A 22190-nucleotide genomic window follows, 5' to 3' on the forward strand; every position below is an offset into this window, starting at 1 on the left:
CTGCGATCGGGTGATCAGGAGCCCGCGGAGATCTTCTCGATGGTGCCCACCAGGGTGTCCCGGGTGTCCTGGCTGATCGGCGCGGAGCCGGCCTCCTCGGCCGCGGCCTGCTGGCCCTCCTCGCTGACCACGTAGCTCAGGAAGCTCTTGACCAGGTCGGCGTCCTTCTGCTCCTGGTACTCCATGCAGGCGATGTGGTAGGAGATCAGCACGATCGGGTAGACGCCGGACTCCTTGGTGGTGTAGTCGAGCTCGACCGCGTGGTCGTTCTCCGTGTTCTCCTCGCGGGGGTCGGAGGCGTCCACGATGGCGGCGGCGGCCTCGGGGCTGTACTCGACGTACTCATCACCGACGCCGACGCTCACGGTGCCCAGCTCGCCGACGTGCGATGCGTCGACGTAGGTGATGGTGCCCTGGCCGCCCTCGACGGCCTGAGTGACGCCGCTGGAGCCCTGGGCGGCCTCGACCGGCTCGATCGGCCAGTTGCCGCTCACCTCGTGCGGCCAGGCGTCGCCGGCGGCCTCGGAGAGGTAGGCGACGAAGTTCTCGGTGGTGCCCGACTCGTCGGCGCGGTTGACCGGGACGATCTCCTGGTCGGGCAGGTCGGCGTCGGGGTTGAGCTCGGCGATCTCCTCGTCGTTCCACTTGGTGATCTTCTGGTCGAAGATCTTGGCGATGACCTCGGGGCTCATTTTCAGCGAGTCGACGCCGTCGAGGTTGAACGCCACCGCGATGGGGGCGATGTACGCCGGCAGGTTGACGACCTCGGAGCCGTTGCAGCGCTCAGTGGCGTCCTTGGTCTCGGTCTCGTCCAGCGCGGCGTCGGAGCCGGCGAAGGAGACGCCGCCGCTGATGAACTGCTCGCGGCCGGCGCCGGAGCCTACGGAGTCGTACTGCACGATCGAGTCCGCGCAGGCGCCCTCCCATGCGGCCTTCCACGCCGCCATCGCGTTCTCCTGGGAGCTGGCGCCCGCGCCGGAGAGGGTGCCGCCGCCGTCGACGCAGTTCACGTCACCGGCGGCCTGCTGGTTCTGGGGGTCGACCGCCTGGTCGCTGCCGCAGGCGGTGAGTGCAAGAGCGCCGGCGAGGGCAATCCCCGCGAACTGGCTGTACTTGGAGAGCTTCACAGCCCCGATGTCCTTCCTTTGGACTTCGTCACCTTTGGGCGAGCCCGGTCGATGACCTCGCCAAATGCGAAGGTAGGCACGCGAAGTGACCAGAGGTCCCAAGCAGGGTGAACGCAGGGTGAACTGGGGCGTGAGACTGCGGGAAGGAGCGGCGGCTCACTGATGGCTGTGCGGTGAACCGCGTTCAGGTCACGCCGATGTCACGCCGACACGCCGAGTGTGACCAGGAGACGTCACCGCCGATGGGCGGGATATCACGCTGTGTTCGTGATCTCGCAGGTAGAAGCGGTGACCGCGGCGCGCTCGGGTCATCGTGCGGCGTACATCACATCGGCGTCCCACACCGAGAACCCCAGCGACTCGTAGAGCCGGACGGCGGCCCGGTTCTCCTCGTCGACGTAGAGCAGGACCCACGGCAGCCCGCGCTCGTGCAGGTGGCGCAGGCCCACGAGCGTCAGCGCGCGCCCCAGTCCGGTGCGCTGCCAGGCCGGGTCGACCCCGACCGCGTAGATTTCGCCCACCGGCTCGTCGGCCAGCCCGGCGCCGTCGGCGTGCACCTTGGTCCAGTGGAACCCGGCCAGGGCCCCCGTGGCGGTCTCCTCGGCGAGGAAGAAGCCCGCGGGGTCGAACCAGTCCTCCTGCTCCCGCTCGCGCAGGTCCGCGAGGGTCATCCCGCCCTGCTCGGGGTGATCGGCGAACGCGGCGGCGTTGGCCCTCAGCCACTCGTGCTCGTCGTCGCCGGCCCGGAACGGGCGGATCACCACCTGCCGGCCGACGGCCTCGGGCAGCACCGGTTCCGGCAGCGCCGCGCCACCGCCGTGCTGCTGCGCCTCGGCGGGAACGCCCCGCTCGTCGGCGCGCAGCCGCATCCGCATCTTCAACAGCCCGCGCACCTGGGTCCAGCCCGCCGTGCGGGCCAGCGCCACGGCGCCCTCCGTGCGGCCGTGCGCCCACACGCGCAGCCCCTCGCGGGGCGCGTCGTCGGCCAGCGAGCGCAGCAGCGCGGCGCCGTGCCCGCGGCGCCGCGCTTCGGGCGCGACCACGAACTCCGCGGAGTCGGGCTCGCCGTCGGCGCGCGCGGCGAAGGCGAAGCCCACGAGTTCGCCGGCGGGGCCGGCGCCGCCGGCCGCCGGGTCGGCGGTGGAGGGCGCCTCGGCGGCCAGATGAAAGCGCGCGGTCCCCGCGGATGCGCCGTGCCGGATCCGCAGCAGGGTCTGCTCGGACAGCGGCGCGACGCCGTCGTGGGCGCCGGCCGCCTCGGCCAGCGCGACGACGGCCGCAGCCTCGTCGGGCGAGAGGGACTCGGTGGTGCGCACGTGGGTCATGGCCCGAGCCTAGCCCCGGGGTGCCCGAGCGCGCGGCCCGCCTCGGCGGCGGGGGCGCCGGTCCGGTGCGTCAGCCGAGCGGGCGACCGGACCGGCGGCCCGCGGCGGTCAGTGCTTGCGGCGTCGGCCCTTGTAGGTGCTGGGGCCGATGCGCACCCGCCGGGAGGGGGCCAGCGGCGTGGAGAACAGCAGCAGCAGGACGAGGAACAGCACGAGCACGGCGGGCGTGACCATCGAGGTGGCGGCCTGCTCGCGCGCGGCGACCTCGGTGGTTCCCGAGGAGTCGCGCTCACCGGGTTCGACCGAGGGCAGGTCGGCCAGAGGGCCGTCCTGGGAGGGGGAGTCGAGCCCCGGCAGATCGGGGACGCCCGTGGGCAGATCCGGCAGGTCGGCCCCGCCGCCCGCGCCGTAGTCGGATCCGTCGCCGGTGGTCACCGGGCTGTGCGGCGGGGCGGTGGGGTCGCCGCGTCCTCCGGATCCGCCGCCGGAGCCTCCGGATCCGCCGTTGGAGGGGCCGCCGCCGTCGCTCTCGCCGTCGGAGTCCGACTCCGGGCCGCCGTCACCGCCCGGGTTCCCGCTCCCGCCCGTCGAGCTGGAGGTGGGGCTTGAACCCGGGGGGCTCGGCGAGGGGTCGGAGGAGCCGGTCGGCGAGGGGTCCGGGGATCCGGTGGGTGAGGGGTCGGGCGAGCCCGTGGGTGAGGGATCGGGGGATCCGGTGGGTGAGGGGTCGGGCGAGCCCGTGGGTGAGGGATCGGGGGATCCGGTGGGTGAGGGGTCGGGCGAGCCCGTCGGCGAGGGGTCCGGAGAGCCCGTGGGTGAGGGGTCGGGCGACTCCGACGCGACGGTCACCGCGAACGCGTCCTGCGTACTGGACTTCAGCAGCTCGCTCGGCTCCTCCGGGCAGGGCGCGCCCTCCTCGACCTCGGTGTAGGCGACCGAGGCGCGGACCTCGGCCGACTTCTCGGGCCGCCCGCTGATGCCGGCGGTGGTCGGGGGCGTCGCCTTGTGGGGGCCCGAAGCCGTGAAGCCGGCGTGGCTGAGGACCAGGTCGTACAGGCAGACCGTGCCCTCGGTGTCCCCCGGCTCGATGCGCAGCACGGTCTCGGCGGTCTCGCCGGGTTCGACCGCGGCCGACGCGGGGTCGAAGGAGAGCACCGGCGCAGCGGGGTCGGAGGCGGCCGCGGCCGGGCCGGGCAGGCCCACCAGCCCGGAGCCGACGAAGAGCGAGCCGAGGGGGATCGCGGCGGCCAGGCGCAACGGCAGGGCGTAGCGGGCGGGAGGGAGCCGCTTTCCGCTGGGCATGGGCGTTGGCCTCCTTGTTCGGGACGCCGCGGTGGCGGAGGACGGCTCGGCGACCACGGGGAGCACGGGAGCGGTCACCGCACGCCGACTGCCCCCGCATCCTAAACAATCGGGAGCTTCGGGACGAGACCGGTGACGCGACGTTTCCCGGCCCATTCCCATGTTCCCAGGCACGGGCCGGGCGCACCGGCCATGGTCTTTCGGCGCCGATCCGCGCCGCCCGCGCCCCCGTGCCGCCGCCCGCCGGGCGGCGGCACCGGGCACACGCCGCCGTCCGGTCAGGCCTGGGTGGGCGCGGCCGCCGCGGAGGCGTCCCCCTCCGCACGTGCCGCGGTCTCCGCCCCAGCCGGCCGGGGCGGGGTGTCGGGCACGAAGCGGTAGCCGACGTTGCGCACGGTGCCGATCAGCGACTCGTACTCACTGCCCAGCTTGGCGCGCAGCCGCCGCACGTGCACGTCGATCGTGCGTGTGCCGCCGAAGTAGTCGTAGCCCCACACCTCCTGGAGCAGCTGCGCGCGGGTGAAGACCCGGCCCGGGTGCTGGGCGAGGAACTTCAGCAGCTCGAACTCCTTGAACGTGAGGTCGAGGATGCGGCCGCGCAGGCGGGCGATGTAGGTGGCCTCGTCGATGACGAGGTCGCCGCGGCGGATCTCGTCGGGGTCGTCGGAGCCGGCGTCGGCCTGGCCGACGGCCAGCCGCAGCCGGGCCTCGACCTCGGCGGGCCCGGCCGTGGTCAGCAGGAAGTCGCGTACCTGCCAGTCCGAGGTGAGGGCGGCGACGCCGCCCTCGGTGAGGACCGCGATCAGCGGGCAGTCGAGCCCCGTGGTGTCGAGCAGGCGGCAGAGGTTGCGCGCCGATGCGAGATCGCTGCGGGCGTCGACGAGAATGGCGTCGACGGGCTGGTTCGAGGAGCGGTCGGGACCGGTGGCGAGCAGCGCCCCCGCCTCGGCCGGCGAGACCCGGACCGAGTGCAGCAGGAGGCCGAGGGCGGGCAGGACATGATCCGACGGTTCGTTGGAGTTCGTGAGTAGGAGCAGATGACTCATGCGTCTCTTCCCGTCAACCCGCGCGCGGCGGTGGTCGAAGGCCTCATTGCCCCCGGCGGAGAAATAATGAAGTGACTGCCTCCGAGACCAACAAGGATAATCAACCGATGGTGAACGGAACCATCCGGTACTGGGCCGCGGCCAAGGAAGCCGCAGGCAAGTCCGAGGAGCCGGTGACCGGGTCGACCCTGGCCGAGGTGCTGGAGTCGGTGCGTGCCGCCTATAGCGAGGACGACCGGCTGCTGCGGGTGCTCGACCGCTCGTCTTTCGTGGTCGACGAATACCCCGTGGGTGCGCGTCCACACGCCGGAGTGCTGCTGAACGAGGGATATGTCATCGAGGTTCTGCCGCCCTTCGCCGGCGGCTGAGCGCCGGCGCGCGGATCGCGGGTGAGCGAGCGGGGAGCGAGAAGGGAAGCGGAATGGCCGATGGCGCGGGCGGTGCGGCCGCCGGGCGCACCGTGACCATGCTGGGCAGGTCCGGCTGCCATCTGTGCGACGAGGCGCTGGGGGTCATCGAGCGCGTCTGCGCCGAGGTGGGCGCCTCGGTGGAGGTGCGCGACCTCGACTCGGCGCCGCAGGCCGAGCGCGACGACTACTGGGACAAGATCCCGGTGACCTTCGTCGACGGCGCCCAGCACGACTTCTGGCGGGTGGATGAGCGCCGGCTACGCAAGGCGCTGACCCGCGCGCGGTGACCGGCTCCGGCCGCGTTCCGGGCGGGCCCTTGCCCGGCACGTCCGCACAGCGCGGCGGCCCTGCCGGCGCGGCGTTCCCGCCCGCCGGCGCCCCCGGGGATCGGGTCCGGCGCGGCGCTTCCCGCGCGGCACCCCACTTTGTGCGCGTATTCACAAGGGCGTAATCTGAAGGCGCAAGTCCAGTCCGGCCGGGGATGGCGACCGAGCCCGCGGGGCCGCCGCGGCCCATTGCGGCCGGGCCGTTCGATCCGGCAGCGACGATCGCCGTCCAGGAGCGCACGCCAGTGACCCCCCCTGAACCACGGCCCCGCGATCGGGGAATCCCGGAGGCGACCGTCGCGCGCCTGCCCGTGTACCTGCGCGCGCTCCAGGCGCTCGACGACCGCGGCATCCTCACGGTCTCCTCCGAGCACCTGGCCGAGACCACCGGCGTGAACTCGGCCAAGCTGCGCAAGGACCTCTCGCACCTGGGCTCCTACGGAACCCGCGGCGTCGGCTACGAGGTCGAGTACCTCATCTACCAGATATCGCGTGAGCTTGGTCTCACCCAGGACTGGTCGGTGGCCATCGTCGGAGTCGGCAACCTGGGCCGCGCGCTGGCCAACTACGGGGGGTTCGGCACCCGGGGATTCCGCATCGCGGCCCTGCTCGACGCCGACACCGGCGTGCTCGGAGACACCGTGGCGGGGCTGTCGGTCGGGCATATCGACACCCTGGAGGACGTTGTCGGCAGGGAGAACGTCTCGATCGGGGTGATCGCGACGCCTGCCGGGGCCGCCCAGGAGGTCTGCGACCGCTTCGTTCAGGCCGGGGTGACCAGTGTGCTCAATTTCGCGCCGGTGGTACTCAATGTGCCTCCGGGCGTCGATGTGCGTAAGGTCGACTTGTCGATCGAGCTGCAGATCCTGGCCTTCCACGAACAACGCAAGGCCGACGGATACGCCGGCCTCGACCCGTTCGGGAGGGGACCGTCGTGAACGCGGCCGATCCGGGGGCAGCAGGGCCACAGCAGAGGGCGCGCCCGCTCGTGCGGGAGGCGCCGCAGGTACGGAGCAGCGCGATGCAGCCCGCATTGGAGTGCAGATGAGTGTCCTCGCCGTAGGAGTGAGCCACCGCAGCTCGCCCGTGGCGCTACTGGAGCGCGTCGCCTTGGAGGGGCAGGCGCGGCTGAAGGTCATGTCCGAGATGGCCTCGGCGCCCTCGGTCAACGAGGTGCTGATGGTCTCGACGTGCAACCGCACCGAGATCTACGCCGACGTCGAGAAGTTCCACCCGGCCATGGCCGCCGTCACCGAACTCCTCTCCTGGCACACCGGCGTCCCCCTCAGCGAGCTGACCCGCCACGCCTATGTCCACTACGAGGAGCGCGCCGTCCAGCACCTCTTCTCCGTCGCCTGCGGGCTGGACTCCATGGTCGTGGGCGAGGGCCAGATCCTCGGCCAGGTGCGCAACGCGATCAAGGACGCCCAGCAGGCGGGCACCCTCGACCGCGTCCTCAACGACCTCGGCCAGCGGGCGCTGCGCGTGGGCAAGCGCGCCCACACCGACACCCACCTCGACCACGCCGGCGCCGACATGGTCGGCCTCGGCCTGGACGTCGCGCTGCGCCGGATCGGCGCGCCCGTCCCCGAGGCGGCCCACGCCTCCGAGCCCTCGGCCGACACGGCCGCCGGCTGCCCCGTCGCGGGCATGGCCGAGTCCGGCGACCCCGCCGACGAGGTCGGCGCCGCGCTGCCGGACCCCCGGCCGCTGACCGGCCTGCGTGTGCTCGTCCTGGGCGCCGGGTCGATGAGCGCGCTCGCCGCGAACACCGTGGCCCGCCAGGGCGCCGGACAGGTGACCGTGGCCAACCGGACGCACGAGCGCGCCGAGCGCCTGGCCGAGTGCCTGACCGAGGCCTACGAGCCCATCCGCAGCCGCGCCGTGCCCTTCGACTCCGCGGCCGAGGTCCTGTCCGAGGTCGACCTGGTGATCTCCTGCACCGGCGCGCAGGGACTCGTGCTCGACCGCGACGGGGTCGAGCGGGCCCGCTCGACCGCGCGCCCGCTGGTGTTCCTCGACCTCGCGCTGCCCCACGACATCGACCCCGGCGTGCGCGAGCTGCCGGGCGTCGACCTCGTCGACATCGAGGACCTGCGCCGGGCGGTCGCCGAACGCGGCGACGAGTCGGCCGAGCGCGCCGGCGCCATCTCACTGGTGCGCGGAATCGTCGACGAGGAGGTGGACGAGTACCGGAGCGGGCGCCGCGCCGAGCTCGTCGCGCCCACGGTCGTGGCCCTGCGCGACAAGGCCCGCACGGTCATGGAGTCGGAGCTGAGCCGCCTCGAGGGGCGCCTGCCCGAACTCGACGACAAGACCCGCGGCGAGGTCACCTACGCCATGCGCCGCGTCGTCGAAAAGCTGCTGCACCAGCCCACCGTGCGCGTGAAGGAGCTGGCCGCCGGCCCCGACGGCCACTCCTACGAGGCCGCGCTGCGCGAGCTGTTCGACCTCGACCCCGCCACGGCCGACGCCGTCAGCCGCGTCGAGCGCACGCCCGGCGAGCAGGCGCGAGAGGGGTGACCGTGAGCGACCGCCCGGCCAGGCTCGGCACCCGCCGCAGTCCCATGGCCACCTCCCAGTCGCAGGCCGTGGCCGACGCCATCACCGACCGCACGGGCACGCGGGTGGAGCTGGAGCTGATCACCAGCTACGGCGACGTCACCCAGGCCCACCTCACGCAGCTCGGGGGTACCGGCGTCTTCGTCAACAGCCTGCGCGAACAGCTGCTCTCGGGCGGTATCGACTTCGCGGTGCACTCCCTCAAGGACCTGCCCACCGCCCCGGCCGACGGGCTCGCGATCGCCGCCATCACCGACCGCGACGACCCCCGCGACGCGCTCTGCGCCCGCGACGGACGCAAGTTCTCCGACCTGCCCCCCGGCGCGGTCGTCGGTACCGGCTCGCCGCGCCGCGTGGCCCAGCTCGCGGCGCTGCGCCCGGACCTGACCTACGTGCCCATCCGCGGCAACGCCGGGACCCGCCTGGGCCGGATCGCCGAGGGCGAGGTCGACGCCGTCGTGCTGGCCTACGCCGGTCTCGCGCGGGTGGGGCGCCTCGACGACGTCACCGACGTCTTCGAACCCGAGCAGATGCTTCCGGCCCCCGGCCAGGGGGCGCTCGCGGTCGAGTGCCTGGCGTCCCGCGCGGACGGCGACCTCGCCTACCTCGCCGCCGTCGACCACGCCGCCACCCGCGCGGCCGTCACCGCCGAACGCACGGTGCTGGCCGAGCTGGAGGCGGGCTGCGCCGCCCCTGTGGGCGCCTACGCCGAGGTCCACGACGGCAGGCTGCGCCTGCGCGCCGCCGTGGTGGCCCCCGACGGCAGCGAGGCGGTGCGGCGCGAGCGCTCGGTCGGCACCGGCGGCGACGCGGCCGCGGCCGCGTCCTCACTGGGGCGCGAGCTCGCCCGCGAGATGATCGGCGAAGGGGCCGACCGGATCGTCGCCGACGCGGCGGAGGAATAGCGACCGAAGGAACGAGAGGACGAAAGCAGGAGTCCGCAGGGCACCGCGCGGGCCGTGCCGCCGCAGCGCGGCGGACGGCACCGCCCGACCGGCCCCGGCGTCGGGGCGGCCCTGCGGCGCGGCGCTCCAGGCGGGCGCCCGAGGGCAAGAGCAAGGAGCGATCGCACAGTGAATCCGCAGAGTGGTAACCAGGAGCCGCCGCCGAACGGATCGGGCCCGACCCAGCGCGGGCATGTGGCCCTGGTGGGCGCGGGTCCGGGCGACGCCGAGCTGCTGACTCTGCGGGGCGCGGCGGCGCTCGCCAAGGCCGACGTCGTCGTCAACCTGCGCGAGCCCGGCCCCGAGCTGGCCAAGCACCGCGAGGCGCTGCTGCGGCACTGCCCCGAGGACGTCTCCGTGATCGACCCGGCCGAGTGCGGCGGCGAGATGGACGCCGTGGCTGTGGGGCACGCACGCGAGGGCAAGCGGGTGGTGCGGCTCTACAGCGGGGACCCGCTGCTGGGCTGCCGCGGCGCGGACCTCGCGGCCGCCTGCCGCCAGGCCGGGATCGAGTACGAGATCGTTCCGGGGCTCTCCGCCGCCACCGCCGTGCCCGCCTTCGCCGGCGTCCCGCTGCTGCCCGAGGACGTCAGCGAGGCCCGCATCGTCGACGGGCGCGACAGCGACCTCGACTGGGAGCGCCTCGCCCACGGCGACGCCAGCCTCGTCGTGATGTTCCCCGACGCGCCCGACGGAGCCGATGCGCGCCACAGCGGGCCCGGGATCGAGCGGCTGTGCAAGACGCTCATCGCCGCAGGCAAGCCCGCGAGCACCCCGGCCGCGGTCGTGCGCATGGGCTCCACGACGGAGCAGACCACCGTCTCCTCGACGCTGCAGCGGCTGACCGCCGACCTCAAGGCCGCCGACGCCAAGGGCCACAACGTCACCGCCCCCGCGCTGTTCCTGATGGGCAAGGGCGTGACCGGCGACAAGGAGCCCTCCTGGTTCGAGGGCCGCCCGCTCTTCGGCTGGCGGGTGCTGGTGCCGCGCACCAGGGAGCAGGCCTCCGGGCTGGCGGACCAGCTGCGCGGTTTCGGCGCGGTTCCCGAGTCGGTGCCCACCATCTCGGTGGAGCCGCCGCGCACGCCCCAGCAGATGGAGCGCGCGGTGCGCGGTCTGGTCACCGGCCGCTACCAGTGGGTGGCGTTCACCTCGGTCAACGCCGTCAAGGCCATCAAGGAGCGCTTCGAGGAGTACGGCCTCGACGCCCGCGCCTTCGCCGGGGTCAAGGTCGCCGCCGTCGGCGAGCAGACCGCGGCGGCGCTGCGCGAGTTCGGCATCCAGCCCGACCTCACGCCGCCGCCGGATAGCCAGTCCGGCGCCGGACTGGTCGAGGTGTGGCCGCCCTACGACGCCGAGCTCGACCCGATCGAGCGGGTGCTGCTGCCGCGCGCCGACATCGCCACCGAGACCCTGTCGTCGGGGCTGAGCGGCCTCGGCTGGGAGGTCGACGACGTCACCGCCTACCGGACCGTGCGCGCCGCGCCACCGCCCGCCCCGGTCCGCGAGGCGATCAAGGGCGGCGGCTTCGACGCGGTGCTGTTCACGTCCTCATCGACCGTTCGCAACCTCGTCGGCATCGCCGGCAAGCCGCACAACACCACGGTGATCGCCGTCATCGGCCCCGAGACCGCCAAGACCGCCCGCGAGTTCGGGCTGCGCGTGGACGTCACGGCGCCGAAAGCCTCGGTTTCGGCCCTCGCGGAGGCGCTGGCGGAGTACGGTGCGGCACAGCGAGCCGAAGCCGTCGCGGCGGGTAAGCCCGCTCTCAAGCCCAGCCAGAAGCGCCGCGGTCGGCGCCGCAAGACCGTGTGACCAGGGAGCCCAGGATGAACGCCCAGTACCCGGCGGCGCGCCCGCGCCGCCTGCGCCGCACCCCGGCCCTGCGCCGGCTGGTCGCCGAGACCCGCGTGCGGCCCGAGGAACTCATCCTGCCGATGTTCGTCAAGGAGGGCATCAGCGAGCCCAACCCCGTCTCGTCCATGCCGGGCGTCGTGCAGCACACCCGCGACAGCGCGCGCAAGGCGGCGCGTGAGGCCGCCGAGGCCGGCGTCGGCGGAATCATCCTGTTCGGCATCCCCGAGTTCAAGGACGAGCGCGGCTCGGCCGCCGACGACCCCGGGGGCGTGGTGCAGCGGTCGCTGCGCGACCTCTCCTCCGACCTCGGCGGCGACGTCGTCGTCATGGCGGACCTGTGCCTGGACGAGTACACCTCGCACGGGCACTGCGGGCTGCTCACCCCCTCCGGCGAGGTCGACAACGACGCCACCCTGGAGCGCTACGCCGCCGTCGCGGTGGCGCAGGCCGCCGCCGGCGTGGACGTCGTGGGCCCCAGCGGGATGATGGACGGCCAGGTGGCCGCCATCCGCGCGGCGCTGGACGGCGCCGGCTACACCGACGTCGCGATCCTCGCCTACGCCGCCAAGTACGCCTCGGCGTTCTACGGACCGTTCCGCGAGGCGGCCGAGGGCGCGCCGCGGTTCGGCGACCGCAACGCCTACCAGCAGGACCCCGCCAACGCCCGCGAGGCGCTGCGCGAGGTGGAGCTGGACATCGCGGAAGGCGCCGACATGGTCATGGTCAAACCCGGGCTGGCCTACCTGGACATCGTCGCCGCGGTGGCCGGGCGGGTGGACGTACCGGTGTCGGCCTACCAGGTCAGCGGCGAGTACGCGATGATCGAGGCGGCCGTCGAGAAGGGCTGGCTGGACCGCGAGCGGGTGATCCTGGAGACGCTGCTCTCCTATCGCCGCGCAGGCGCCGGGCAGATCCTGACCTACTGGGCGACCGAGGCCGCACGATTGCTCCGCTGAGCGGGGGACACACCGTTTCCCCCGGATCGCGGTCGAGGCCGGGGATGCGGGAGGCACCACTGGAATCGACCGGCGATCAGGCGAACGGGGAGCAATCGTGGCGGAGGTCCTGCAGCGGCGTAGACGCCGGCGCTCGTCGGACGGCATGCTCAGCGCGGCGCTGAGCTACGCGGCCCTGGGATGGCCGGTGTGCCGCGGCGCGGCGCCCTCGGGGGCGGGCGGGCGCGCCTGCGGCTGCGACCGCGTGGGCTGCCCGGACCCCGGAGCGCACCCGGTCTCGGCGACGTGGGGCCTGGAGGCCACCACCGATCCCGAGGTCATCACCCGGTGGTGGAGCGCCGCGAGCGGCGCCAACGTCATCCTGCCCACCGGCCGGGTCTTCGACGTGTTCGACGTGCCGGCGGGCGCGGGCGTCATGGCGCTGGCCCGGATGGGGCGCGCGGGGGTGCAGGCGGGGCCGGTGGCCGCCGTCGACGCCCAGCGCTACCTGTTCTTCGTGGCCACGCGCTCGCCTGCCGACGAGGACGAGTGGTGGTCCTGCCACCTGGACTGCGTACCGGAGAGCATCGAGGAGACCCCCGGGCTGCGCTGGCACTGCCGCGACAGCTACGTGCTGGGCGCCCCCTCGCTGCTCCCCTCGGGCAACCCCGTCGCCTGGATCCGCGCCCCGGAGACCGGGGAGGCCTCCGGCGCACCGGCCCTTCCCGACCCCATCGTCGTGCTGGACGTCCTCTCCGACGCCTGCGAGGAGTTCGTGCCGTCCTAGGCGGGCCGGGGCGCAGGTGCGGCCCCCTACCGGGCCCCGGACGGTCACGCGTCGAGGAACCCCAGCAGCGCGTCGTTGACCTCGGCGGTGTGCGTGGTCAGCAGCCCGTGCGGGGCGCCCTCGATCTCGACGTAGCGCGCGTGGGGCAGCGCCCGGGCGAAGCGGCGCCCGGTGGCGTCGATGGGCAGGGTGCGGTCGGCCGTGCCGTGGACGATCAGGGCGGGCACGTCGATGCGCGGGATGTCGGCGCGGAAGTCGGTGGGCCAGCTGAGGGGAGCGGCGGCCGAGGCGATGGGCCCGGAGCCGGCCGCGACGTTCCACGCGTTGCGGACGGCCTCTTCGCTGACCCGGGTGCCGAGGTTCTCGTCGAGGTTGAAGAAGTCCTGGTAGAAGCCGGTGAAGAAGGCGTAGCGGTCCTCCTTGACCGAGGCGGAGACGCCCTCGAAGAAGGACATGGGTGCCGCGCCGTCGGGGTTGTCCTCGGTGATCGCCAGGAACGGTTCGAGAGAGGCCAGGAAGGCGGCCTTGGCGACGCGTGCGGAGCCGTAGGAGGACAGGTAGCGGGCGACCTCTCCGGTCCCCATCGAGAAGCCGACCAGGACCGCGCCGCGCAGGTCGAGGGTCTCCATGATCGTGTTCAGGTCGGCCGCGAAGGTGTCGTAGTCGTAGCCGGTCGAGGGTTGGCCGGACCTGCCGAAGCCGCGCCGGTCATAGGTGAGGACCCGGTACCCGGCGTCCAGCAGGGCCGGTACCTGCCCCTCCCAGGAGTTGCCGTCCAGCGGGAAGCCGTGGATCAGCACCACCGGCCGACCGGACCCCTTGTCCTCGTAGTGCAGTTCGATGTCCGCGCTGTTCTCGCTGCCGACCTTGATGCGTCCCATGGTGACCGCCCTTCCGGGGTGTGCGGCGTGCTCACTCCAGGAATACAGCACCAGGCACCCGGTCGCCCGGACGGCTCGCTGCCGCACGGCGGGCGGAGTGCAGGCGGCGCCGGAGACCGGCGGGACGCGGCGCCCACGCGCGGCCCCCGGTGCGGCGACGGGGCCGAGCGGCCGGAGGGCGCGCCGCTGCGGCCGCTCGGCCGTCAGTCGCCGTGCCGGCGGTCGACCTCGTCGGCGAACGCCGCCATGGACGGGAACTCGGCGTCGTAGCGCCACTCGTCGGTGGGCTCCGGTGTGGCTCCCCAACCGGGACGGCCGTGGCGCCGGTTGATCCACACCGACGCCAGCCCCCGGCGGCGGGCCGGCACGTGGTCGTGGAAGAGGCTCTGCGCCACGTGCAGGAGCCGGTCGCGCCCGCAGCCGAGCTCGTCCAGCACCGCGTCCAGCGCCTCGAAGTGGGGGTCGGCGGGCTTGTAGGCGCCCACGTCCTCGGCCGTGACGATCCGGGTGAAGCCGCCCCGCAGGTGCGCGTCGCTGCCGGCGAACCCGTCGCGGTGCACGTTGCTCACGATCACCAGGTCGTAGTGGCGGCGCAGCCGCGCCAGCGCCTCGGCCGAATCGGGGAAGGCGGGCCAGTCGCCGACGGAGCCGCCGAGCCGACGGGCCCAGTCGCGGCCCACCTCGGCGCCCGCGGAGGAGCCCGTACGCACGAACGCCTCGGCGAGCACGTCGGGGTAGAGCCACGCCGGGTGCTCGCGCATCACCGCCGCCTCGTGGCCGGCGTAGGTCTCCAGCAGCGCCTCACCGCTGTGGTCCAGCCCCTGCTCGCGGGCCCAGTCCGCCAGGACGGCGCCGATGCCCTGCTCCCAGTCGATGAGGGTGCCGTAGCAGTCGAAGCTCAGGACGCGGAACGCGGTCAGGTCGAGGGTCATCTCATTCCTTCGGGTCGGCGGATTCGGCGGCGGCGGCCTCCTCGGTCCGAGGGGCGCCGCGGTCGGGCACGGCGAGGCTGACCGCGACCAGCGTGGCCAGCGAAACGGGCAGGGAGACGAGCACCGAGTTCACGTTGTAGGGCTGTCCCAGCTGCTCCCAGACGATGGTGACGCCGGTGCTGAGCAGCATGGCGGTCAGCGCGCCCCACTTGCTGGCGCGCCGCCACAGGAAGATCGCCAGGACGGGCGGGGCGAGGGCGACGCCGTAGACGGTGTAGGAGTACATCTGCAGCTCCAGCACCGTCGGGAAGAACCGGCCGAGCACATAGGCCACGGCCCCGATGCCCAGCACGGCCAGGCGGTGGACCATCAGCCGCCGCCGGTCGTCCATCTCCACGCCGAACAGCCGCCGGGTCACGTCGTAGACCACGTTTCCGGCGCCGGAGAGCAGGAACGAGGACCCGGTGGTGATGATGAAGGCCAGCGCGCCGGCCAGCAGCAGGCCGCCCATGACGACGGGCAGGTACCCCTCGCCGGCGAGCGACAGCACCGCGGAGTCCGGCTCGATGTCGGGCATCAGGACGAACGCCGCCGAACCCAGCAGCGCGACCGGCACCGTCACCAGGAAGCTGGACAGGAAGAACCCGCCGGTCGACCTGCGCGCCTCGGCGCCGTCGCGGGCGGCGCCGAGCCGCTGGTACATGTTCTGGTCGGCGAGGATCAGCAGGAACAGCGGCAGGAAGTAGCCGAGCAGCTGCAGCGCGCTCAGCCCCCCGCTGAAGGTCCGGTAGCCGTCGGGCAGGTTCCGCCAGTACTCGCCGACCCCGCCGAGGTCCGTGCCCAGCACCAGCGGCAGTGCGGCGAGCAGGCACGCCACGATGACCAGTGCGGACAGGAAGTCGCTCCAGGCGACCGATTTCAGGCCGCCGCCCACCGCCAGGAAGGTCACCAGCAGCGCCACGACGACGGCGCCCTGCTCGGGCGATAGCGGCGTGATCACGCTGATGATCTGGCCGCCGCCGGTGAACTGGTAGGCGGTGATGCCGGTGTAGGCGAGTACGGTGATGACGGCCGCGATCATCCGGACCGCTACGCCGTAGCGGCGTTCCAGCAGTTCGGGGACGGTGTAGGTCGCGCCTTGGCGGATACGGCGCGCAAGGCCGTAGAGCACCGCGATCCCCACCGGCGTGCCCGCGAGGAAGAAGATCGAGGCGAGAGGGCCATAGCTGTAGGCGAAGCTCGCGCCGCCGATGATCGTGCCCGAGCCCACCCAGGTGGCCAGCAGCGTGCCGATCATGACCGGCCGCGGCAGGTTCCGGCCGGCGAAGACGAAGTCGTCGCCGGTGGAGACCTCTTTGGAACGGGTGAACCAGGCGCCGATGCCCACCATCAGGAGCAGGTAGAGCACGAGAACGAGCACATGGGTCGTCTGCATGGACGCCTCCGGGGCGGTCGATGGACGGCCGGCGGGCGCGGGACCCGGGTGGCCAGGGGGAACCCGTCGTCGGGGTGGGGCTATGAAACCCGCTCTGACCACCAGAACGCAATAGTTATTGCAGACGATCTTCGGTATCGGGGAAGAGGCCGTAGCGCGACCAGAGCCGCTCCACCCCGTCGCTCCAGTCCGCGGCGGCCGCCGGATCGCAGGCCACAAGGGCGGCGACGACCGACTGCACGACCGTGGTGGCGGCCACGAGCGAGGGGAACATGCTGGCGCCTTCGCTGGGCATCGCCACCAGCTCGTCGGCGAGTTCGGTCAGGTCCTCGCGGACCTGGTCGCTGACCAGGACGACCGAGACCCCCGCTTCGGCCGCCACCTGCATGGCCTGCAGCAGCTCGTGCGGAGTGCGCCAGAGCTGGAAGACCACGAGGCAGTCGCCCCGCCGCAGCAGGGAGACCGCGTTGAACAGGGCGGTGCCACCGATCCGGTGCAGCCGGACGTCGTGGCCGATGGTCTGCGCGAGGTGGGAGAGCTGCAGGCCGGGCGCGCCGAAGCTGCCCGAGCCCAGGACCAGCGTCGTGCCCGCTCGGTGGATGAGCCGGGCCACCCGCTCGATCTGCTCCTCGTCCAGCAGCCGCGCGAGGTCCTGCAGGTTGTGCAGGTCCCGCCGCAGCGTCGACCACGCCGGCCCCTGCCCGGCGTCCTGGTTGTGCTCGCTGAGGACCTCCGAGGCCGACAGGCCCGAGAGGTAGCGCGACCGGATCTCCGACCGCAGCGCCGGCCAGCCGCTGAAGCCCAGCTGCTGAGCGGTGCGCACCACCGTCGCGACGTTGACCTCGGCCGCGTCGGCCGCAGCCGAGGTGCTGGCATAGGACATCTGCCGGGGCTGGGTGGCGATCGCCGCGAGCACCCGCCGGGCGCCGGCGGCGGGCCGCCTGCCTTCCAGGCGCGACGTCAGCCAGGCGGGCAGCGCCTGCCGGCGGGGCCCTCCCGCCCCGTTCTCCCCGCTACTCATTTCCACCATGATGCAACAACTATTGCATTGCCGGGCGGCTCTTGGCAGGATGCGGACAGCCGGGAGCCCGGCAGGGCTGCGGGAAGGGAGCTCATGACTTCGAACACTCTCATCATCCGTGGCGGCGTGGTGTGCGACGCCGCCACAGGCGAGGCGCGCGGAGCCGACGTGCTGGTGCACGAGGGCCGCGTCCGGGAAGTGGGGAGCGCGCTCCGGGCGCCGGATTCGGCCGACGAGATCGACGCCGCCGGGCGGCACCTGGTCCCCGGCCTCGTCGACGCCCACGTGCACACCACCGCCGCAAGCGCCGACCTCGGGGGAGTCGCAGAGCAGTCCCCATACTACGTCGCGGCCCACACGAGCCGTATCCTGCGCCGGATGCTGGACCGCGGGTTCACGACCGTGCGCGACGTCGGCGGCGCCGACCACGGTGTGGCCGCGGCCGTCGCCGAAGGCCTCTGGGCCGGGCCGCGGGTGATCTTCGGCGGCAAGGCCCTGTCGCCGACCGGCGGACACGCCGACCTGCGCAGCGCCGGCCGGCAGGTGCTGGACGACCACGCCTGCTGCCCGACCGTGGGCCTGGTCTGCGACGGAGTCTCCGAGGTGCGCCGCGGCGCCCGGCACCAGCTGCGCACCGGGGCCCACCACATCAAGCTCATGCTCTCCGGCGGCGTCGCCTCGCCCACCGACCGGGTGGACTCGCTGCAGTTCTCGGCGGAGGAGGTCCGGGCCGCCGTCGAGGAGGCGGGCAACGCCAACCGCTACGTCACCGGGCACGCCTACACGGCCGGCGCGGTGAACCGCGCCCTGGAGCTCGGCGTCCGCTGCATCGAACACGGCAACCTCATCGACGACTCCAGCGTGCGCGGCTTCGTCGAGCACGGCGCCTTCCTGGTGCCCACGCTGGTGACCTACGAGTACCTGCACCGCGAGGGCGCGGCCGCGGGCCTGCCGCCCGCCGGCCAGGCCAAGGTGGGCGACGTGCTCGACGCCGGACTGCACGCCCTGGAGCTGGCCTGGAGGGGCGGCGTCCGCCTGGTCTTCGGCACGGACCTGCTGGGCAGCATGCACTCCCACCAGAGCGAGGAGTTCAGCATCCGCGGCCGGGTCCAGCCCGCCCACGAGGTGCTGCGTTCGGCGACGGTGACCGCCGCCGAGCTGCTGGGCCGCGAGGGCGAGCTGGGCACGATCGCGCCGGGCGCCGTCGCCGACATCCTGCTCGTGGACGGCGACCCGCTGGCCGACGTGGCGGTCCTGGCCGAGCCCGAGCGCCACCTGCGCGCCGTACTGCAGGGCGGCGCGGTCGTCGCGGGGCGTCCCTGAGATGGCGCCCGCTCTGGTGCTCCGCGACGGCCGGGTGTGGGACGGCGTCTCGGCCGAGGCGCGCCCCGCCGACGTGGTGTGCGCAGACGGCCTGGTGCGCGAGGTCGCCGAACCGGGCACGGCGCGGGCCGGTGCCGACGACATCAGCGTGGACCTGGCGGGCGCCACGGTGCTGCCCGGCCTGGTCGACTCCCACGTGCACCTGGTGTGGGACGGCAGCACCGACCCGGTCGCGCACGTCGCCCAGGACGGCGAGCAGCTCACCGCCGTCCGGGCGGCCGAGCACGCCCGCGCCTACCTGCCCGCCGGGATCACCACCGTCCGCGACCTCGGCGGCGACTGGGACATCGCGATCACGCTCGCCGCGGCCGTGGACCGGGGCCACCTCGACGGGCCCGCGATCGTGGCCGCCGGCCAGACGGTGATCATGACCGGCGGCCACGACCCGTTCTGGGGAATCCCCTGCGACGGTCCGGACGCCGTGGTCCGCGGCGTCCGCGGCCAGGTCGCCAAGGGCGCCGGGGTGATCAAGACCGCGGCCACCGGCGGCGTCTACGGCCGGTCCCACGGCGAGGAGGTCGGCGCCAGCGAGCTGACCTACGAGGAGTTGGCCGCCCTGGCCGGGGAGGCGCACCGCCGCGGGCGCCGGGTGGCCGCCCACGCGCTCGGCGAGGACGGGGTGCGCAACGCGGTCCGGGCGGGGATCGACACCGTCGAGCACGGCGTCTTCCTGGCCGAGGACGTGGTCGAGGAGATGGTGCGCCGGGGCACGGTGCTGTGCCCGACCGCGGAGGTGTACCGGCGGATGGCCGACGGCCGGGCGCCCGGCTATGCGGTGCGCAAGGCGCGCGAGGTGGTCGAGGCGCACCGGCGCAGCGTCGCCCTCGCGATCGAGGCGGGCGTTGCGGTCATCGCCGGGACCGACGCCGGCGCGCCGGGCATGGCCCACCCGAGTCTCGTCGACGAGATCACGACGCTGCGGGACTACGGCCTGAGCCCGCTGCAGGCGCTGAAGGCGGCGACGTCGGCGGCGGCCGACGCGCTCGGGATGCCCGGCGCCGGCCGCGTGCGTCCGGGCTCCCCGGCCGACCTGGTCCTCGTGGACGGCGACCCCTTCGCCGACCCCGGCCTGCTGCGCAGCCCGTGGGGGGTGGTGCGCCGCCAGTCGCTGCGGTGGACCTGACCCGGGCCCGTCGCCCATCGGGGAGCGCCGAGACCGTCGGCGCCGGTGCCGGTGCTGCAGGCCGGCGGCCGGGGTGCACAGGGGCCGCCCGGTCCGCCGTCGGTGCCGCCGGGCCGCACGAGAGCGGCCCGGCGGTCCTGCGCAATCACCCGCCGCGCGCCGCGCGCACGGAGCGGCGGAGCTCCGCGGCCAGTTCGGCCCAGGTGGCCGCCTGCCGGGCCCAGTCCGGGATCGCGCGGGGGTCCTCCGTGCCGCCTCCGCCGGTGAACAGGTAGCGGTAGGGCACGTTCCCCAGGTGGCGCAGCACGTCGATCCGGTCGTCGACGAAGTGCGTGATGCCCAGCCGCTCGCACACGGGCGCCTTGTCCGCGCGCTCGGGGACGAAGTGCAGGCGGTCGCCGGTGATGCCGGTGCGCTCGGTGAAGCCGTGCAGGTCCAGCCAGCGCCGGGTGCGGTCGGCGGTGGCGGGCTTGGCCTTGGACACCAGGTAGACGCGGTCGCGGAACGCGCCCCGCGCCAGTCCGGCGAGCGCGTCGAACACGCCGGGGACGGCCGGGGTGAGCATGGGCGTCTCGCCGAAGAACGAGGTGTCGTGGTCGTCGGCGGTCCGGTGGATGACCACCCCGCCGATGTCGACGCCCAGGACCGGCGGGCGCTCCGCGCCGCCCGCCCCGACCGATCGCCGCCTGTGCGCTTCCACCGTCCCCCTCGCCCGCTGCCGTGGCCCGGCCGCCCTCCGCGTGTGCCGCTACGCCGGCACGTCGAGCTTCTCCTCACTGATCACGATGCCGTCGTCGTCGCTGTAGAGCCAGGTCTCCGGCGCGAAGACGACGTTGCCGAAGGCGACGGGGGAGTCGAGCGCCCCGGCCCCGGTCTTGGCGGACTTGCGCGGGTTGGAGCCCAGCGCCTTGATCCCCAGCTCCAGGCGGCCCAGTTCGGCGACGTCGCGCACGGCCCCGTTGATCACGACGCCCGCCCAGCCGTTCTCCTGCGCGGACTTGGCGATGAGGTCGCCCATCAGCGCCGCACGCAGCGAGCCGCCGCCGTCGACCACCAGCACCCAGCCCTCGCCGGGCTGGCCGAGCTGCTCCTTGACCAGCGCGTTGTCCTCGTGGCACTTGATCGTGGCGATCGGCCCGTGGAAGGCGCTGCGAGCACCGAACTGGCGGAACTGCGTCTCGCAGCTGGCCAGCGCGTCGCCGTGCGCGTCGATCAGGTCGGCGGTGGCGAAGACCTCGGTCATAGGGCGCTTCCTTCGCAGTCGGTGTGCCGTGCCGTCACAACCTACTGATACCGCGCCGAGGGCCGGAAACGCGGGGCGCGACCGGCGTCGGCCCCCGCGTGTCCGCGACCCGCGGGTGCGGCGACTACAGCAGGTGGGCGCGCAGCACCTCCGACAGCTCGGTGCGCTCGGCGCACGCCTCGAACCGGAACGACGCCGCGAGGGCGCGGGCCTCGTCCGGCGAGACGCCGGCGAAGGCGCGGCCGAACCGCTCGACCAGCGGCTCCGCCAGCAGGATGTGCCGGACGAGCCCGGCGATGTACTGCCTGCGCCCCCACGGGTAGGGCTCGAAGCCGGGGAACTCCCGGTCGAACAGGTCGTCGATCGGGTCCAGGACCGAGCGCACCCCGGCGTCGGAGCCGCCCCAGGAGTCGGTGCCCAGCCTGTGCTTGGCCTCCAGGACGTCGCCGATGCGGCGCAGGTAGGGGCTGTCGGCGCGGGCGTGGACCAGGCCCTGCAGCCCGATGTCCTTGTAGGTCCACAGCGACCAGCTCGCGCCGTGCTCGCGGTAGATGTCGAGCTGGTCGGCCAGCAGCGCGAGCCGCCACTCCTCCAGGGGCCTCTCGACCGGGTAGACCGGGCCGAACTCGCCGATCCAGACGGGGGTGCCGGTGCGCCGCATGTACTCGGTGCGGCGCAGGAAGGTGCGCTCCAGCACCGAGCGGTCGACGTACTCCCCGCGCGTGACTCCGGGGTAGCCGGTCCCGCTCGCGATGCCGGGCAGGGCGTAGTCGTGCGTGGAGTAGACGGCGTTGGGCAGCGGCTCGGCGAAGGCGCTGAAGTCGGTCGCGTAGCGGTTGCCGTCCAGGAACAGGATGTGCCGGGGGTCGACGGCCCGGATCGCGCGCTCCACGCGGGCGTAGAAGGGCGCGATCAGCTCGCCGGTGGGGTCGGCGGGCTCGTTCGCGGGGTTGTATCCGGCGACCTCGGGGCGGTCGCGGTAGCGCTCGGCGATCGCCTCCCACAGGTGCACCGCGCGGTCCTGGAAGTGGCGGTGCTGCCAGAACGCCGCGACGTGGGTCGGGTTGTCGCTGTGCCAGTGCTGGTTCTGGCATCCGGGCAGCGCGTGCAGGTCGATGATCGACCACAGGCCGTGCCGGGCCAGCGCGTCGACCGCCCGGTCGAGGCGGGCGAAGCCCTCCTCCTTCAGCTCGAAGGGGTGCAGATCGTCCTCGAAGTGCCGGTAGTTCACCGGGATGCGCGCCGAGTCGAACCCGAGCGAGGCCAGGTGGGCCGCGTCGGACTCGGTGAAGAACCCGTCGAGGAACTCGTCGAGGAAGCGCGTGCAGCCCTCCTCGCCCAGCGCGGAGCGCAGAGCGGCGCGCAGGTGCTGCTCGGTTCCGGGATAGCCGGCGATGAAGTTCTCCATGTTCAGCCAGCCGCCGATGCCGACGCCGTGCAGCGTCACCGTCGAGCCCTGCGGGTCGGCGAAGCGGGACCCGTCGACCCGCAGCCAGGGCAGTGTCGCCATACCGTCCTCCCGTCGGTAACCGGTTACCCTAACGTAGGCCG

21 protein-coding genes are annotated in these 22190 nt (G+C 73.7%); 10 read left to right on the forward strand and 11 right to left on the reverse strand.

Translation table 11 applies throughout. The annotated features are described in order from the left end of the window. Positions 1-14: 14 nt before the first annotated feature. The 4 genes from pstS to ABD284_RS10390 form a co-directional block, all read right to left on the reverse strand. A complete protein-coding gene (gene pstS, locus ABD284_RS10375) occupies positions 15-1127 on the reverse strand; it encodes a phosphate ABC transporter substrate-binding protein PstS (RefSeq protein ID WP_344142512.1) in 1113 nt (370 codons plus the stop codon). A 308-nt stretch (positions 1128-1435) separates the two neighbouring features. Continuing rightward, positions 1436-2452: a mycothiol synthase gene (mshD, locus tag ABD284_RS10380; protein ID WP_344142513.1), complete on the reverse strand. Its 1017-nt coding sequence runs from the start codon at positions 2450-2452 to the stop codon at positions 1436-1438. A gap of 108 nt (positions 2453-2560) precedes the next feature. Further along, positions 2561-3754, reverse strand: a complete 1194-nt coding sequence (locus tag ABD284_RS10385; RefSeq protein ID WP_344142514.1) for a hypothetical protein — start codon at positions 3752-3754, stop codon at positions 2561-2563. A gap of 278 nt (positions 3755-4032) precedes the next feature. Beyond that, positions 4033-4800 (reverse strand): winged helix-turn-helix transcriptional regulator, encoded by a 768-nt coding sequence (locus ABD284_RS10390; RefSeq protein WP_344142515.1) that lies wholly within the window; start codon positions 4798-4800, stop codon positions 4033-4035. Positions 4801-4907: 107 nt separating this feature from the next. Between ABD284_RS10390 and ABD284_RS10395 the strand changes: the two genes are divergently transcribed. From ABD284_RS10395 to ABD284_RS10430, 8 genes are all read left to right on the forward strand, one after another. Then, complete coding sequence (locus ABD284_RS10395) at positions 4908-5168, forward strand: MoaD/ThiS family protein (RefSeq protein WP_344142517.1); 261 nt, start codon at positions 4908-4910, stop codon at positions 5166-5168. A 53-nt stretch (positions 5169-5221) separates the two neighbouring features. Further along, complete coding sequence (locus ABD284_RS10400) at positions 5222-5497, forward strand: glutaredoxin family protein (RefSeq protein ID WP_344142519.1); 276 nt, start codon at positions 5222-5224, stop codon at positions 5495-5497. A 284-nt stretch (positions 5498-5781) separates the two neighbouring features. Then, on the forward strand, positions 5782-6474 hold the full coding sequence (locus ABD284_RS10405) for a redox-sensing transcriptional repressor Rex (RefSeq protein WP_344142521.1): 693 nt from the start codon (positions 5782-5784) through the stop codon (positions 6472-6474). Positions 6475-6580: 106 nt separating this feature from the next. Next, positions 6581-8059, forward strand: a complete 1479-nt coding sequence (locus tag ABD284_RS10410; RefSeq protein ID WP_344142523.1) for a glutamyl-tRNA reductase — start codon at positions 6581-6583, stop codon at positions 8057-8059. 2 nt (positions 8060-8061) lie between these two features. Further along, positions 8062-9003: a hydroxymethylbilane synthase gene (gene hemC / locus ABD284_RS10415; protein WP_344142524.1), complete on the forward strand. Its 942-nt coding sequence runs from the start codon at positions 8062-8064 to the stop codon at positions 9001-9003. A gap of 168 nt (positions 9004-9171) precedes the next feature. Beyond that, the gene (locus ABD284_RS10420) at positions 9172-10857 is read left to right on the forward strand and encodes a bifunctional uroporphyrinogen-III C-methyltransferase/uroporphyrinogen-III synthase (RefSeq protein ID WP_344142525.1); all 1686 of its coding nucleotides are present in this window, start codon (positions 9172-9174) and stop codon (positions 10855-10857) included. A 14-nt stretch (positions 10858-10871) separates the two neighbouring features. After that, the gene (hemB, locus tag ABD284_RS10425) at positions 10872-11855 is read left to right on the forward strand and encodes a porphobilinogen synthase (protein ID WP_344142526.1); all 984 of its coding nucleotides are present in this window, start codon (positions 10872-10874) and stop codon (positions 11853-11855) included. A 97-nt stretch (positions 11856-11952) separates the two neighbouring features. Then, a complete protein-coding gene (locus ABD284_RS10430) occupies positions 11953-12621 on the forward strand; it encodes a bifunctional DNA primase/polymerase (RefSeq protein WP_344142527.1) in 669 nt (222 codons plus the stop codon). A 44-nt stretch (positions 12622-12665) separates the two neighbouring features. Here the strand turns inward: ABD284_RS10430 and ABD284_RS10435 are convergent, their stop codons facing one another. From ABD284_RS10435 to ABD284_RS10450, 4 genes are all read right to left on the reverse strand, one after another. Further along, positions 12666-13502: an alpha/beta fold hydrolase gene (locus ABD284_RS10435; RefSeq protein ID WP_344142528.1), complete on the reverse strand. Its 837-nt coding sequence runs from the start codon at positions 13500-13502 to the stop codon at positions 12666-12668. Positions 13503-13705: 203 nt separating this feature from the next. Next, a complete protein-coding gene (locus ABD284_RS10440) occupies positions 13706-14434 on the reverse strand; it encodes an HAD-IA family hydrolase (RefSeq protein WP_344142530.1) in 729 nt (242 codons plus the stop codon). Between the two features lies 1 nt (position 14435). Then, complete coding sequence (locus ABD284_RS10445; protein ID WP_344142531.1) at positions 14436-15869, reverse strand: sodium:solute symporter family protein; 1434 nt, start codon at positions 15867-15869, stop codon at positions 14436-14438. A 115-nt stretch (positions 15870-15984) separates the two neighbouring features. After that, positions 15985-16890: a MurR/RpiR family transcriptional regulator gene (locus tag ABD284_RS10450; RefSeq protein WP_344142532.1), complete on the reverse strand. Its 906-nt coding sequence runs from the start codon at positions 16888-16890 to the stop codon at positions 15985-15987. A gap of 93 nt (positions 16891-16983) precedes the next feature. Here ABD284_RS10450 and ABD284_RS10455 point away from each other — a divergent pair, with 93 nt between their 5' ends. Further along, the gene (locus ABD284_RS10455) at positions 16984-18213 is read left to right on the forward strand and encodes a metal-dependent hydrolase family protein (RefSeq protein ID WP_344142533.1); all 1230 of its coding nucleotides are present in this window, start codon (positions 16984-16986) and stop codon (positions 18211-18213) included. Between the two features lies 1 nt (position 18214). Beyond that, positions 18215-19396 (forward strand): metal-dependent hydrolase family protein, encoded by a 1182-nt coding sequence (locus ABD284_RS10460; protein ID WP_344142534.1) that lies wholly within the window; start codon positions 18215-18217, stop codon positions 19394-19396. Between the two features lie 145 nt (positions 19397-19541). Here the strand turns inward: ABD284_RS10460 and ABD284_RS10465 are convergent, their stop codons facing one another. The 3 genes from ABD284_RS10465 to ABD284_RS10475 form a co-directional block, all read right to left on the reverse strand. After that, on the reverse strand, positions 19542-20096 hold the full coding sequence (locus ABD284_RS10465; RefSeq protein WP_344142535.1) for a hypothetical protein: 555 nt from the start codon (positions 20094-20096) through the stop codon (positions 19542-19544). Positions 20097-20144: 48 nt separating this feature from the next. Next, entirely contained in the window at positions 20145-20639 is a 495-nt protein-coding gene (rraA, locus tag ABD284_RS10470; RefSeq protein WP_344142536.1) for a ribonuclease E activity regulator RraA, read from the reverse strand. 124 nt (positions 20640-20763) lie between these two features. Next, positions 20764-22149 carry a glycoside hydrolase family 5 protein gene (locus ABD284_RS10475; RefSeq protein WP_344142538.1) on the reverse strand — a complete coding sequence of 462 codons (1386 nt, stop codon included), beginning with the start codon at positions 22147-22149 and terminating at the stop codon, positions 20764-20766. Positions 22150-22190: the final 41 nt, after the last annotated feature.

Origin of the sequence: Streptomonospora arabica (assembly GCF_039531585.1) — a bacterium.
GTDB lineage: Bacteria > Actinomycetota > Actinomycetes > Streptosporangiales > Streptosporangiaceae > Streptomonospora > Streptomonospora halophila.

Bases quoted from the DNA above. Each gene is read 5' to 3' on its own strand.
- mshD (WP_344142513.1), bottom strand. From the start codon at position 2,452: ATGACCCACGTGCGCACCACCGAGTCCCTCTCGCCCGACGAGGCTGCG.
- ABD284_RS10385 (WP_344142514.1), bottom strand. From the start codon at position 3,754: ATGCCCAGCGGAAAGCGGCTCCCTCCCGCCCGCTACGCCCTGCCGTTG.
- ABD284_RS10390 (WP_344142515.1), bottom strand. From the start codon at position 4,800: ATGAGTCATCTGCTCCTACTCACGAACTCCAACGAACCGTCGGATCAT.
- ABD284_RS10395 (WP_344142517.1), top strand. From the start codon at position 4,908: ATGGTGAACGGAACCATCCGGTACTGGGCCGCGGCCAAGGAAGCCGCA.
- ABD284_RS10400 (WP_344142519.1), top strand. From the start codon at position 5,222: ATGGCCGATGGCGCGGGCGGTGCGGCCGCCGGGCGCACCGTGACCATG.
- ABD284_RS10410 (WP_344142523.1), top strand. From the start codon at position 6,581: ATGAGTGTCCTCGCCGTAGGAGTGAGCCACCGCAGCTCGCCCGTGGCG.
- hemB (WP_344142526.1), top strand. From the start codon at position 10,872: ATGAACGCCCAGTACCCGGCGGCGCGCCCGCGCCGCCTGCGCCGCACC.
- ABD284_RS10435 (WP_344142528.1), bottom strand. From the start codon at position 13,502: ATGGGACGCATCAAGGTCGGCAGCGAGAACAGCGCGGACATCGAACTG.
- ABD284_RS10440 (WP_344142530.1), bottom strand. From the start codon at position 14,434: ATGACCCTCGACCTGACCGCGTTCCGCGTCCTGAGCTTCGACTGCTAC.
- ABD284_RS10445 (WP_344142531.1), bottom strand. From the start codon at position 15,869: ATGCAGACGACCCATGTGCTCGTTCTCGTGCTCTACCTGCTCCTGATG.
- ABD284_RS10450 (WP_344142532.1), bottom strand. From the start codon at position 16,890: ATGAGTAGCGGGGAGAACGGGGCGGGAGGGCCCCGCCGGCAGGCGCTG.
- ABD284_RS10455 (WP_344142533.1), top strand. From the start codon at position 16,984: ATGACTTCGAACACTCTCATCATCCGTGGCGGCGTGGTGTGCGACGCC.
- ABD284_RS10460 (WP_344142534.1), top strand. From the start codon at position 18,215: ATGGCGCCCGCTCTGGTGCTCCGCGACGGCCGGGTGTGGGACGGCGTC.
- rraA (WP_344142536.1), bottom strand. From the start codon at position 20,639: ATGACCGAGGTCTTCGCCACCGCCGACCTGATCGACGCGCACGGCGAC.
- ABD284_RS10475 (WP_344142538.1), bottom strand. From the start codon at position 22,149: ATGGCGACACTGCCCTGGCTGCGGGTCGACGGGTCCCGCTTCGCCGAC.